The organism is Chryseobacterium sp. S90, assembly GCF_047444895.1.
Taxonomy (GTDB): Bacteria; Bacteroidota; Bacteroidia; order Flavobacteriales; family Weeksellaceae; genus Chryseobacterium.
On record NZ_JBLGCX010000005.1, the window covers coordinates 77,993 to 91,161 of the forward strand.

Below are 13,169 nucleotides of genomic sequence, written 5' to 3' on the forward strand. Positions count from 1 at the left end.
ATTGAACTTTCCTAAATTTTATTTCCCAGCCAGAAGGTTTTGTGATGAGAGGTTATTGTAGGTGTATTTATTTCGTATAATCCCCTGCAACAATAGATTTTTCCATGGAGCTTATAATCTCAGAAACGGGAATGGTAAATATCCCGGCATCTCCTTTATCGAATTCTCTTTTCCAGTAAGAATATCCGTCCATTTCAAGGGAATCCGGTTTTTTACCGGTCTCATTTTTCAGAGTGGTGACACTTTTGTCCAAAGCTTCTTCTGATATGGGAATATGTGTGAATTTGTCTGCAATGCCTGTGGTACTACTGGTATCTTTAATCTTCAAACCACTGACGGAAATATGAATCACTTTTCCGGTTTCAGGATATTCTTCAATTTTTAAGATTTTAAGAATGGAGCTTTTTTCCGTAGGGCGGGTTTTGTAATTCCATTCCTGGCCGGCGCGGTATTGGTCTTTTTTTGTACAACTGAAAAACAGTAAGAATATTCCTACGATTAAAGTATAGAGTTTCATGAAGGGAGGTTATTAGTTTTGTTTTTATTTCAAATACGTTTGTTCAAGAAGCTCCACTGATTCTGCTTCAGTTAATGGTGTCTTCTTATCGATATTATTTGTTAAATTGAATGAGATCAAATTGTTGTTTCTAACGGCATATAGTAAATAGGAAGTCTTGTCCTTACTAACATCCTGAGATTTATCTTTTAGGATAATTTTCCAGATGATATAATTTTTTTCTTCGTTTCGCTTTACTTCGGAAACTTCAGCTTTCACTCCGGTTGAAGAGGCCCAGTAATCATATTCCCATTTGTAAAATGCATTCAGCAATTCTTTTTCGGTTAAACCTTCTTTATAAAACTCAAATTTTTCAGGTTTTCTTACTGAAATCAGCAAACTTATTTTTTCGTCTCTATTACTTAAGTGAAATTGTCCGGATTGTTTCAGTTGGTTTTTATATTCCCATTTTCCGGGAACCTCAAATAACTCTCCATTGATCTGAAAAGGTGTCTTCTTTTGTGCAAAAGAAGAACTTGAAACCAGAAAAAGAATAAAGATGGAAAAAAGTTTAATGTTTAATTTCATTTTGATAACAGTATGTTGAGTGTTTAGTAAGGCCCAAATTTACATATTGTACCAATATAAATTATATACTATGCTGATAATGTTGTTTGAGCCATTTTTATTCTTCCTTCTTTGCTATCCGAAGTCTCCTGGCTTTGGATTTTGTTTTTATTGACGCAAAGTCAGGAGACTTTGTGGAGAGAGATTACTGCCTTCTACAATGGTGCAAATTCATGTTAGCAACAGTTATTATTTTAATTGAATTTCAATTTTTTTTCTTCCATAAATAACTTTATCCAATTCGGATTTTCATTATTTCCTGGAATGCATTCGATTAAACTTTTATTATTTTTATAATTTTCTATCGCTTTTTTCCCAAACTTGATTTTCATTTCATAAATTTCATTGCCATTATATCCAATCCAGGCTTTTGTTATTATTTGCCTGTTTTTTTCAATATTATGATAAAGTAAAGATTTTGAGTCTTCTGGTAAATGACTTATACCGTCACACCAAAAAGACTTAGCATAATATTTTATCTTTTCATTTTCAATGTTTTGAAAATCCAGAGACCATTCTAAATGACTGCAAAATTCTGAATTAAACACGGGTTCATTAAGATTATAATTAAAGGCACCACAATTGGGACATTCAATATATTCTCCATTCAATTTTTCAAACTCACATTCTGCACATCTTCCATTTCTATTGTTTAAATGTTGAATAATAATTTTCGCTTCATTTTTGTCTACATTGAATTCGTCAATTAATTTTTTTTCAGTAAATACTTTTAAATCGCTTTGCATCAAAATATAAAGATCAAGCTTTTGTTCTTCAGAAAAGTTTAGAGTAATCACTTCATTTTTACATTTGTTGCAATTCGTTTTCATTCTTAATTTGTTTTTTTGTTACAAACATCCAAATTTAGATATTAAATTAACATTTGAGAATATCTATATGTTCAAATTTAAATAGAAAGCATTTGAACAAAAATTGTTCTTTTAGTATAGCTTTTATACTTTCCCTTCCCTTTCAAGAAGAAGATACGCTGCATCCAGCATTTTGATCAGATGAATGTATGGGTTTATCATATTTCTTTCCGGTAGCTTGTCATAGATTCCCATTGAGAAATAGACCATTCCAGAAATAAAATAATCAAATTCCTTAACGCTGTATTCTTTGAACGCTTTTTTAAAGACCAACAGAGGATTTTGATATTCTTTCTCAGAAAGCAGGCCAAGAACCAACGGAGAAACATCCTCCAACTGAGTATTAACCACCAATTTCTTTTCCTTCAGAATGATGAAGTAACCTGCACGGATGAATGACCGCATCGACTGATAAAAATGAAGAATGACGGACGGATCTTCTTGTATCCGGCTGTTTCGTTTGAGAGCATAATTCATAATGCTGTTTAGCTGTTCTTTGGATGCGGTAAGATCATTGAGCTGAAAATAGGTTTCCATCAGCTGTAAGCCGTAGTATTTTTTGTGGCCTTTTCCCAGCCGGGACTGAAAGTCTGTTCTGTTTCTTTTCATGAGTTTGTATTTTTTTAGTGATTTTAAAATGATTGATTGGTGTACAATTTTTTGAACCATTAAGAATTTTTAAGGGATTAAGAATCATTAAGATCATAGCTGAAGCTATGTGTGTTCAGCGGACTGCTTCATCCATCCTTGATGGATCTTAACTTATCTTATTCTCTTCATCTTCCTTAATGGTTTTAATTTTTTGTTTTTATTGTACGATTTTACTGGCCATAAAGGAAGAAGTTCTGAACTTTCTGCCCATATAAGCCCAATGAATATGATAGAATTTGTGTTTTCTAAAAGCCCGAAAGCCGCAATGGATTGTACACCCCATTGTACCGTATCATGATACTTGATGTGGTAAAGCAGGCTTAGAAAAAGATGATTGTAGAAAAGCAGAACAGCATGAAAATAAAAACGGCATGAGACTCTACAATATCTGTAATAGGGGTACTGGTATACCTTGAGACAGATAAGAGAGCCCACGCCTAGGTCGTGAGCTTCGTGCTTATCTTCTTGTCTCTTAAAAATTACCAGTTTTCTATTACAAGATTCTAAGCAATAGCTTCTATATTTCTTTGAAGTATCGCAAAGCTACATTTATTGTAGCTTATTGTACAAATATAATATATTTTCCCATATATGGTAATATATTACCATGAAATATTTGATTGAAATTCCAAAATTGCTATTAATTATAAAATTAATGGATAGCAAAGACGTTTTAAAATTGTATATGCAGTGTTTTTCTGAGCATCTTAAAGAGATCAGGAAGGAAAAATACACTTCTATGGATGCTGTTGCACAAAATTCGGTTTTTGATTCCAGTAATTATAACAAATATGAAAATGGTAAAGGAAATCCGACGATTGAAACCATTCTTAAAATGGCTTCAGCATTTAAAATTCCACCAAAAGAACTATTTGATTTTGATTTCGATATAGAAAAGTATAAAATTGATGAATAATCTTCACAATAGCTGGGATTTATGTTCCATCCAAATTCAGTAGACATATCAGCATGTTTTAAAGAAAATATTTTATTTTACTTTAAAATATAATATTAATTTGTTTAAGATAATTTTATATGTAAAATCATTTTTTTGTTAAAATACAAATAATTTATAACTAATGATTGATGAAAATTTGAAGAAAGCTATTAGAGATAATAAACTTGTTCTCTTTATAGGTGCAGGAGCTTCGATACCTTTGAACCATCCTTCTTGGAAAAGTTTGGTTTCTGGAATTTTAGATGATTTAAATTCAGATTTTTCTGAAGATTCATCTTTAAATTTTATTAATTTAAAACGTTCCTTAATTGATAATACCAAAAGCCCCTTAGAAATTTTAAATAAAATAGAAAATGATTCGGATAGTGGGGGGATATATAAAACCAGAGCGAAGGAATATGTTCATAAAGTATTAAATAAAATTAATACTGAAAATTCTTTATATTCTGATGTACACAAATTACTTTGGGAATTGTCTTCAAAGATTGTGACTACAAATTATGATCAAATTATTGAGGCTAATAGCCCCGATGATCGTACAATTGATGTTTTTGGAAATGAAAATGTCTTTATGTCCTTAAAAGCTCAAAAAGATAACGCTAAATTTTTATATAAAATCCATGGTGATTTTAAAAATCCAGAAACAATAGTCTTATTTGAAAGTGATTATAAATCAATATATTCACAAAACAACGCTAATGAAGATGCTTTAAGTACATTTTTTAAAAATAATACTCTTTTATTTTTAGGGTTTAGTCTTTCAGATCCGTTTATAAATGAACTTTTTACTAAAATAAAAAATCTATACAACAATCATACGATTGCAAATCATTTTATTTTTTCTACAACTGATACTGGAGATTTTTCGAAGTATGATGTAAAGAAAATTTTTATTAATAATTGGAGTGATTCTTTAATTACTTATCTGAATGCACTTATTCAAGAAAAGTTTAAAGAACAAGATATAATTATTGATGATATAAACGCTAATAAATCAGATGTGAAAGATGATAATATCGAGAATTTAACCATTTTAATAAAAAATAAAATTGATGAACTTAAAAATGATCCAGGTAATAAGTCATTGGCATCTGAAATGCATGATATAAGATCAAAAATTGATCAACTTATATATGGCGATTTAGATTATCTCAAAACTTTTGATAAAGAGTATAAAAATACCCATCTTCAGATGCTTTTTGATTCAATATATGCCACAGAAAAATTATCAAAGGAAACCATTGATGAAATTAATAGAATTAGAAATGATCATGAAAATCATCAATGGTTTGAAAGGTGTCAATTAATAAGTGCAATTACTTGTAGTTTATTTATATTCAATAAAGCAGATGAAAAAAAGATTTCATTGTTAGTGGATTTTATTAATGATAATGAAGATAATGTATGGGAAAGAGCGATTACTTATTTAGTAATGATTCTAAATCACTTAGGAAATAAATGGTTAAGGTTTGATCCAATTAAGAGAAAGATTAAGTCTCTAACTTTAAACAACAAAGTGCAAGATGCATGTCAACAGATAGTTGAATATATTTTGATTTTTGGTATTGGTAAATTTAATTTTGCGGAGAAAGTTTTTGAAAATCAATATTTTATGGATAATCCGTATAATTACTTTTTACCTTTTTTTAAAAAAGATAATCCACTATTTGATAATATTTACGATAATTATGATGGTGAGGATATTGAAAAATTTATTGATTTACTAGAAAGATCTCCTTATCCTGATTCATTTAAATACATTATATGTAACACTAAATCTAAAAAGATTGGAATTGAAGATAATGAAGATCATACTCTAATCAGAAAAAATGCTAAAGAACACCTTAATATTAACGGTAATTATTACCCTTATGCTGGATATATCCAAGAATTTGTTAGTTTTATTAAGAACTTTCCAGCACTACAACATAAGAATTTGATAGATATACAGTTAAAAATAACATCAACACCTTTAAAAGATTATCTTTTAAGTGAAAAAGAAAAATTCCGTGTTTTAGGAATTCATTTTCATAAAGAAAAAAATTGGGGACAAGCTATAATTAATTTTGAGAAATATCTTCAACTTAGTCCAGAAGATTTAGCTATATCTGATAATCTGGTAAATTGTCACTTAAGTAATAAAGAAATTGGAAAAGCAAAGGATCTTTCTACTATGATTAGACAGAAATATCCAAAATATACACACAATCTAAATCGCTTAGCAAGTATTTATTTTTCCCAGAAATCATATCAAAAAGCATTGGATATTTATGATGAAAGTATTAATTCAACTGATAAAAATGCGAATTCCCATTACGAAAAGTCAGTTGTATTTATTGAAATGGGTAAGTATGCAGATGCTTTAAAGTCTATTCAAAATGCAGAAAAACAAAATTTTGAACCTAAATCAAGATTATATAATGTTTATGGTGTAATTTATCAACATTTGAAATTTACTGACGAGGCAATGGAAGCGTTTACCAAGGCGATAGCTCTAGATCAAAGTAATCCGATTTATTATTCAAATCGTTCTAATCTGTATTCAGAAATCAATAATTATGACAAAGCGCTTGAGGATATTAATGAAGCAATAAGTTTAACTGATGATGAAACATTAATATTTACAAAGGTTTATTATCTAATATATTTAAATCAGTTTGAATTAGCATTTTCGCAATTAACAAAAGCAAGAGTTAAAAATGCAAACTATTATAATACACTTGCAAATTATTACCGATTAAAAGGAGAATATGATTTGGCTTTTTCAACAATTGAAAAAGCAATTAGTTTAGAGAATCATCATACTGTTAAAGGGACGAAAGCCGCAATTTATGGTAGTATTGGTGATGATGTAAGCTTTTATAAACATCTGGATGAAATTTTAAAAGAGGGAATATTAGCATCTAAATTTTTACCTGATATTAAAGAAAAATATAAGCATAAAAAAGAGTTTAAAGATATTTTACAGAAATATAATCAAGTTATATAAAAACCGCTCTACAAAAAGTAGAACGATTAGCATATTAATTGACCATTTGCACTCTGCCTTTTTATTTTACCTTACTTATCCAGTTCCAGAATATTCTTTTATGGTTCTAAACCCATCCGAAGCTATATAAAACCCATCTGTTGGGGTTCACCAACCGGAAATTTGGGATTGCAAACCTAGCGTGAGAAGCTGAAGACCTCAAAGGAGTATTTCAGAACGCCAAAATAGCGTTTCAAAACCTCGGCCGGGATATCTGGAACCTCAAATGATGAGTTCAGGAGCCATTTTTTTGCCAATACTATGTGATGCGACTATTTTTCTATATGTACGCATCCTTGTCAAGGTCTTAAACCTTGACAAGGATGCCAATTCAGCCGTCTTTGCCCAAAATTTAAACCTTATAAACAAAAAAAACCGCTCTACAAAAAGCAGAACGGTTAGTATATTAATTTGTTTCAGTAACACGCTGTACATCATTCCTGGCATTCCACTACTAATATGATTCCAATTTCTCCATGAAATAAATAAGATTTTTCATTAAATTTTTCCTTCCAAAATAGTTCTTTACAAGCTCATTATCATTTCCACAAAAAGTGAGTTCATTATAAATAGAATAAAAAATAAGATACTCTCGTAATTCTTTTAGCCTTGGCATTCCGGAAAAGTTATTTGTAAAGGTCAATTGATTATTTTTTGTATTTAGTGTTAGAGTGAATGGAGAGCCATCAATCACAGAACTTATTAAATCAGTAATACTTTTTTCTGAAAATAAATTTATACGATCAAAGTCTATAATGATTTCTTTCTCTTTAAGTAATATCAAAAATGTTAATTCTGAAATTTTGTAGATTTTATTTCCCTGAAAATCCTCTTTATCATAAAGCTCTTTTAGCATTTTTAAATCATTGTCATTAAGATCAACTTTATAAGATTTAAGATGAATTAAGCTGTCTATTTTCTTTGCTTGTATTTTTGATATCTTGGTTGATGTACTCTCATGCCTGATAGTGGGTAAGTATGTGATCTTACAATTTATGGTGTTTTTATTTTGGCCGGAAATAAAAATGTTGAAAGCAGTTATGAAAATTATGGCTAATAAGTTTTTCATATTTTTTTACGAATATAAAAAAACCGCTCTACAAGTAGAACGGTTTGTATATTAATTTGCCTTAGCTTACGCTACTACATCATTCCTGGCATTCCACCACCCATTGGCATAGCTGGTTCGTCTTTTTTCATTTCAGTGATTACACATTCGGTTGTTAAAAGCATTCCGGAAACAGAAGCTGCGTTTTCAAGGGCAACCTTAACCCATATTTTGCCAATATAATGTTATCTGTAGTTGCATTATTCGGTTTTTGATCGAACGAATTTAAGTGTGTCAGTAATTATTGGTTTTGTCCAACCAATGTTTTCATCGGGATTTTTTTGTTCAAGGACTACTTTTACAGTATCATAAAGTTTGTCAAGATAAATTATTTTTCTTCCGTTTCCAATTTCGCTGGAATTTTCATCTGTCGATAATCGAAGTTCAAACGGAAAATCTATAAAGTAGTCCCTATAATCATATTTAAAAATTATTTCCAATGGATAACTGATATTTGAAATTTTATTATTTTCATCGTATTCTATTTCAATTTTTGCAGTGTAAAACATTACATCTTTTTTGTTTAATAAGGTATAATTATTTTTTAATGGTTTATAAAAAACATTTTCAATACGCTTTTGTTTAGCTTGTTTTACATCGTTTTCTTTTGTTGCTGCAAATACTATAAATGAATAGCTTAAAGCATTTCCAATTAAAAGAGGAATAAATAATTTTTTAAAACTGAATTTGAAAATTTTTGATATAGCGAAAGTTTCAATACACACACTTCCCAAGCACATCAAAAAATAAGTTGCAATCCAGTTAAATTTGTCAAAAGTTGCATTTGGAAGAAATCTATCAATTGCAAAATGCCAAATTAACATTGCAAACATCATTACAAGAGTTCCAAGAAATCCAGAAATTAAATTTCCGATTATTGATATTAGCACAGATTTTTTCCAACCAATTTTAAGAAATACATAAATAGTTATGGTTTCAATAATTATTGTAAGGAAAATTAAATACCAAAATTTTTGAACTTCTTCACTAACATAAATAGCGGGCCAAATTACATTTAATAAAGTCATTTATTTTTTGCGAGATATTGGTTTTGCAATTACAGATAACGTCCAAATATACGCATTGCGCAAATATCACATATATATTATTGCGCTTATTTCATATATGTATTGTACAATTGCTTGTTAAACAGCGGTTTATTTTTAGTTGTTTTGGATAAACGCAATAGTATATAATAAATGATAAACAAAGGAGTTATCTACAAAATAAAAAACCGCCCTACAAAAGCAGAACGGTTTATATATTAAATTGTCTCAGCGACACGCTGTTACATCATTCCTGGCATTCCACCACCCATTGGCATAGCTGGTTCAGCGCTCTTTACTTCAGTGATTACACATTCAGTAGTTAAAAGCATTCCAGATACAGAAGCTGCATTTTCAAGGGCAACTCTTGTTACTTTAGTTGGGTCAATGATTCCTGCTTCAAGCATGTGAACATACTCGTCAGTTTTAGCATTGTATCCGAAGTCTCCTGTTCCTTCTGCTACTTTAGCAACAATTACAGAACCTTCACCACCTGCGTTAGCAACGATTTGTCTTAATGGCTCTTCGATTGCTCTTTTCACGATTTTGATCCCTGTAGTTTCGTCAGAATTGATTCCGGTAAGGTTTTCCAATGCAGAGATTGCTCTTACTAAAGCAACACCACCACCTGCAACGATACCTTCTTCAACAGCTGCTCTTGTAGCGTGTAGCGCATCATCTACTCTGTCTTTTTTCTCTTTCATTTCTACTTCAGAAGCAGCACCTACATAAAGTACAGCAACACCACCAGCTAATTTAGCCAGTCTTTCCTGAAGTTTTTCTTTATCGTAATCAGAAGTAGAAGTTTCCATCTGAGCTTTGATCTGAGATACTCTTCCTTTGATTTTTGCTTCGTCACCACCACCGTTTACAACAGTTGTGTTGTCTTTGTCAATTGTTACTTTCTCAGCAGTTCCAAGCATATCCAAAGAGATGTTTTCCATTGTGAAACCTTGCTCTTCAGAGATCACCTGTCCACCTGTAAGGATAGCGATATCTTCTAACATTGCTTTTCTTCTGTCTCCGAATCCAGGAGCTTTTACAGCAGCAATTTTAAGAGAACCTCTTAGTTTGTTTACTACCAAAGTAGCTAAAGCTTCACCTTCAACTTCTTCAGAGATGATCAATAAAGATTTTCCACCTTGTGCAATTGGCTCAAGAACCGGAAGTAATTCTTTCATTGAAGAGATTTTCTTCTCTACTAAAAGGATATATGGGTTTTCTAGTTCAGCTAACATTTTCTCAGGGTTAGTCACAAAGTAAGGTGACTGGTATCCTCTGTCGAACTGCATACCTTCTACAACATCTACAGTTGTATCGATACCTTTAGCTTCTTCTACAGTGATTACTCCTTCTTTTCCAACTTTTCCGAAAGCTTCAGCGATTAAAGCACCGATAGTTTCGTCATTGTTAGCAGAAACAGAAGCAACTTGCTTTACCATTTCTGTAGAATCTCCAACAGTCTGAGACTGTGTTTTCAGGTTTTCAACAACTGCAGATACTGCTTTGTCGATCCCTCTTTTAAGATCCATTGGGTTAGCACCTGCAGCTACGTTCTTAAGACCTTCTCTTACGATAGCCTGTGCCAATACAGTAGCGGTAGTAGTACCGTCTCCTGCGATATCATTAGTTTTGGAAGCCACTTCTTTTACCATCTGCGCTCCCATGTTTTCTACTCTGTCTTCAAGTTCGATTTCTTTTGCAACAGAAACACCGTCCTTAGTTACGTGTGGAGCACCGAAAGATTTTTCGATGACTACGTTTCTACCTTTAGGACCTAAAGTTACCTTTACTGCATTAGCTAATGCATCTACTCCTCTCTTTAGAGCGTCTCTTGATTCAATATCGAATTTTATTTCTTTTGCCATTTTGATTAGATATTAGATGTTAGATGTCAGATATTAGACAACTAACGATAGTTTTTTAATTTGATTTTTTAATCTGAAATCTGATGTCTGTGATCTGAGATCTTAGCCAATAATTCCTAATAAATCAGCTTCTCTTACGATTAAATAGTCTTTTCCTTCAAGCTTTAATTCAGCACCTGAATATTTTCCATAAAGAACTTTGTCACCTACCTGAACCGTTGTAGGCTCGTCTTTTTTACCAGGACCTACTGCTACTACAGTACCTTCTTGCGGCTTTTCCTTTGCAGTATCCGGGATAATAATACCTGAAGCTGTTTTAGTTTCTGCTGCGATTGGCTCTACCAGAACTCTGTCTGCCAATGGTTTAAAGTTTACTGACATAATATATTTAATTTTTTAATTATTTCTGTCTTCTAATTCTCTAAATGTATGCCATGAGACGTTGATGGATGAAATGGCAGACTTTTATTTCCGAATGTGAAAAATTGGCAGAAAAATTATTTTTTGCGGGCCGGAAATCCGAAGAGATAGCTGGTAGTTACAGGCACTACAAACAAAAGAACGGTAATGGCGGAAACCAGAATTTCCATGGTATGGCTGGCTAAAAACTGAGCAAAAGCTGTAGCAGGGTAGAAGTGCTCAAATAAAGACAAACTTAGCTTAATTCCTAAAATAGCAATCACTATAAAAGCGGCCGTTTCCAGAAAAGGAAATACCTGCATCAGACGGACAAACCACTGTGCAATAAATCTCATGGCTAAAATCCCGATAAATACCCCAAGAGTAATTAAAAGTAAATTGTCTGAAAATGCTACAGCAGCAAAAACATTATCAATCGAAAAAGCAAGATCCATTACTTCTACTATAGCAACCGTTGCCCAAAATTGTCCCAGCAGCCCAATTGAATTTTTGTACAGCCAGCTGGATTCTTTGTCAGGATTTTCTTCTGTATTTTCTTCATCATTTGTGTTTTTTATTTTTTTGATAAACCAGTCAAAGGAAATGTAGAGCAGGTATAATCCACCCAATGGTTTCAGCCACCATACGGAAATCAGTACAGAAGCAAAAATAAGAGCGAGGCCGCGAAATACATAAGCTCCAAGGATTCCGTATTTCAGAGCTCTTTTTCTTTGATGTTCGGGCAGATCCATTACGATGGTTGCCAATACTGCAGCATTGTCTACGGAAAGAAGACTTTCTATTAGGATAAGATTGCCGATAATGGCTATAGATTTTGCAGGGTTTTGTAAGATGTCATTGAAAAGGTGGGTGAAATCAGGAAATATCATTTTTAAAAGAAATAGTATTTTGGTTAAGTTTTGAAATAATGGCAGCAGAAACTGAAATGCCTATGAAATTGGTCACAGATCTGGCTTCATTCATAAAGCGGTCTACACTGTATAACAGCGCAAGATCTGTGGTAGGGATTTTTCCAAACCGGCTTAAGGTAAACATCAGGGCAAGAAAGCCTGATCCCGGAACTCCCGAAGCGGTTTTTGAAGCAATTGAAATGGTGATAAAAAGCCAGAAGTAGTCTTTTAGCGTAAGAGGAATATTATAAAACTGGATAAGAAAGATACATGAGATGGAAAGATAAATGCACGCTCCCGCCAGATTAAAATTGTACCCTAGAGGAATGATAAGTCGAAGGATTTTCCGGTCATAACCCTGTGATTCCATTTTATCAAAAATCATGGGGAACGCCATCTTGGAAGAAGAAGTGGCTACTACCAGAATAATTTCTTCTTTGATGCTGATCAGGAAATCCCAAAGGTTAATTTTAAAGTAAGCTGTTATAACTCCCAGTATCCCGAAAATGAAAAATACACTCGTAAGGTATACCGTGGCAACAATTTTACTTAACGGCAATAAAGTGTTAATGCCGTATACTGAAATTCCATACGCGATATTACAGAAAATGACTATCGGAAGAAATATATAAACATACTTAATGAGTTTAAAAAACAGGTTTCTTCCTCTATCTATAACTTTAAGAATGTTATTCTTTTTTTTCGAAAGACCAATCAGAACTCCTGCTGATATGGATATTAAAAGAAAAAGCACATAATTACTGATGTGTAAAGGGTTTGTGGTTTTTGCTAAGAATCTTTCAGGAAGCGCTTTATGAGAAGAAATTATAATTCCCGTATTGGCTCCCGGTTTTAAAAGAAGCCCGGAGCCAATTCCCAATAAAATACTGATGGAAGTGATGATTAAGAAATAGATCACCATCTGGCTTACAATTTTAAATGCATTTTTAGTGCTGAAAATATAGCTTACTCCATACGTCACTGCAATGAAAATAACGGGAATAATCAAAATCTCCAGAAGCATGAAAAAGTAACTGCTTACCGTTTCCAGATGTTTACTGACTTCCGGAAAATAATAGCCCGTTAATGCTCCACAGATAATAGCTGTGAACACATACAGGGTAAGGTTTCTTAAATAGGAGTCTGTAAATGTTTTTTGCTTAAAAGGTTTCATCATCCACTTTTTATATGATAAGATTACAAAATTC

The 13,169-nt window shown here is 32.0% G+C and carries 12 protein-coding genes; 2 read left to right on the forward strand and 10 right to left on the reverse strand.

What is annotated here, in order from left to right; genetic code table 11:
• Positions 1 to 67: 67 nt before the first annotated feature.
• The 4 genes from ACLMCG_RS14290 to ACLMCG_RS14305 form a co-directional block, all read right to left on the reverse strand.
• Positions 68 to 517: a hypothetical protein gene (locus ACLMCG_RS14290; RefSeq protein ID WP_413960144.1), complete on the reverse strand. Its 450-nt coding sequence runs from the start codon at positions 515 to 517 to the stop codon at positions 68 to 70.
• Positions 518 to 541: 24 nt separating this feature from the next.
• Entirely contained in the window at positions 542 to 1,084 is a 543-nt protein-coding gene (locus ACLMCG_RS14295) for a hypothetical protein (protein ID WP_413960143.1), read from the reverse strand.
• A gap of 233 nt (positions 1,085 to 1,317) precedes the next feature.
• Positions 1,318 to 1,953, reverse strand: coding sequence for a hypothetical protein (locus ACLMCG_RS14300; protein ID WP_413960142.1), 636 nt, complete (start codon positions 1,951 to 1,953; stop codon positions 1,318 to 1,320).
• A 123-nt stretch (positions 1,954 to 2,076) separates the two neighbouring features.
• Positions 2,077 to 2,601, reverse strand: a complete 525-nt coding sequence (locus ACLMCG_RS14305) for a hypothetical protein (RefSeq protein ID WP_413960141.1) — start codon at positions 2,599 to 2,601, stop codon at positions 2,077 to 2,079.
• A 697-nt stretch (positions 2,602 to 3,298) separates the two neighbouring features.
• Between ACLMCG_RS14305 and ACLMCG_RS14310 the strand changes: the two genes are divergently transcribed.
• Entirely contained in the window at positions 3,299 to 3,559 is a 261-nt protein-coding gene (locus ACLMCG_RS14310; RefSeq protein ID WP_255812675.1) for a helix-turn-helix domain-containing protein, read from the forward strand.
• 163 nt (positions 3,560 to 3,722) lie between these two features.
• Entirely contained in the window at positions 3,723 to 6,590 is a 2,868-nt protein-coding gene (locus tag ACLMCG_RS14315) for an SIR2 family protein (protein WP_413960139.1), read from the forward strand.
• A gap of 493 nt (positions 6,591 to 7,083) precedes the next feature.
• Here ACLMCG_RS14315 and ACLMCG_RS14320 read toward each other — a convergent pair whose 3' ends face one another.
• The 6 genes from ACLMCG_RS14320 to ACLMCG_RS14345 form a co-directional block, all read right to left on the reverse strand.
• Positions 7,084 to 7,698, reverse strand: coding sequence for a hypothetical protein (locus ACLMCG_RS14320; RefSeq protein ID WP_413960138.1), 615 nt, complete (start codon positions 7,696 to 7,698; stop codon positions 7,084 to 7,086).
• Positions 7,699 to 7,937: 239 nt separating this feature from the next.
• Positions 7,938 to 8,765: a hypothetical protein gene (locus tag ACLMCG_RS14325; RefSeq protein WP_413960137.1), complete on the reverse strand. Its 828-nt coding sequence runs from the start codon at positions 8,763 to 8,765 to the stop codon at positions 7,938 to 7,940.
• Positions 8,766 to 9,025: 260 nt separating this feature from the next.
• Complete coding sequence (gene groL, locus ACLMCG_RS14330) at positions 9,026 to 10,651, reverse strand: chaperonin GroEL (RefSeq protein WP_413960136.1); 1,626 nt, start codon at positions 10,649 to 10,651, stop codon at positions 9,026 to 9,028.
• 102 nt (positions 10,652 to 10,753) lie between these two features.
• Positions 10,754 to 11,032, reverse strand: coding sequence for a co-chaperone GroES (gene groES, locus ACLMCG_RS14335; RefSeq protein WP_034696138.1), 279 nt, complete (start codon positions 11,030 to 11,032; stop codon positions 10,754 to 10,756).
• 116 nt (positions 11,033 to 11,148) lie between these two features.
• Positions 11,149 to 11,940, reverse strand: coding sequence for a TerC family protein (locus ACLMCG_RS14340; RefSeq protein ID WP_413960135.1), 792 nt, complete (start codon positions 11,938 to 11,940; stop codon positions 11,149 to 11,151).
• Positions 11,927 to 13,138, reverse strand: a complete 1,212-nt coding sequence (locus tag ACLMCG_RS14345) for a cation:dicarboxylate symporter family transporter (protein ID WP_413960134.1) — start codon at positions 13,136 to 13,138, stop codon at positions 11,927 to 11,929. Before ACLMCG_RS14345 ends, ACLMCG_RS14340 begins: the two co-directional genes overlap by 14 nt.
• Positions 13,139 to 13,169 lie beyond the last annotated feature (31 nt).

What these genes read in the sequence shown, in the direction of transcription:
- ACLMCG_RS14290 (WP_413960144.1), bottom strand. Translation starts at nt 517, where the DNA reads ATGAAACTCTATACTTTAATCGTAGGAATATTCTTACTGTTTTTCAGT.
- ACLMCG_RS14295 (WP_413960143.1), bottom strand. Translation starts at nt 1,084, where the DNA reads ATGAAATTAAACATTAAACTTTTTTCCATCTTTATTCTTTTTCTGGTT.
- ACLMCG_RS14300 (WP_413960142.1), bottom strand. Translation starts at nt 1,953, where the DNA reads ATGAAAACGAATTGCAACAAATGTAAAAATGAAGTGATTACTCTAAAC.
- ACLMCG_RS14305 (WP_413960141.1), bottom strand. Translation starts at nt 2,601, where the DNA reads ATGAAAAGAAACAGAACAGACTTTCAGTCCCGGCTGGGAAAAGGCCAC.
- ACLMCG_RS14310 (WP_255812675.1), top strand. Translation starts at nt 3,299, where the DNA reads ATGGATAGCAAAGACGTTTTAAAATTGTATATGCAGTGTTTTTCTGAG.
- ACLMCG_RS14315 (WP_413960139.1), top strand. Translation starts at nt 3,723, where the DNA reads ATGATTGATGAAAATTTGAAGAAAGCTATTAGAGATAATAAACTTGTT.
- ACLMCG_RS14320 (WP_413960138.1), bottom strand. Translation starts at nt 7,698, where the DNA reads ATGAAAAACTTATTAGCCATAATTTTCATAACTGCTTTCAACATTTTT.
- ACLMCG_RS14325 (WP_413960137.1), bottom strand. Translation starts at nt 8,765, where the DNA reads ATGACTTTATTAAATGTAATTTGGCCCGCTATTTATGTTAGTGAAGAA.
- groL (WP_413960136.1), bottom strand. Translation starts at nt 10,651, where the DNA reads ATGGCAAAAGAAATAAAATTCGATATTGAATCAAGAGACGCTCTAAAG.
- groES (WP_034696138.1), bottom strand. Translation starts at nt 11,032, where the DNA reads ATGTCAGTAAACTTTAAACCATTGGCAGACAGAGTTCTGGTAGAGCCA.
- ACLMCG_RS14340 (WP_413960135.1), bottom strand. Translation starts at nt 11,940, where the DNA reads ATGATATTTCCTGATTTCACCCACCTTTTCAATGACATCTTACAAAAC.
- ACLMCG_RS14345 (WP_413960134.1), bottom strand. Translation starts at nt 13,138, where the DNA reads ATGATGAAACCTTTTAAGCAAAAAACATTTACAGACTCCTATTTAAGA.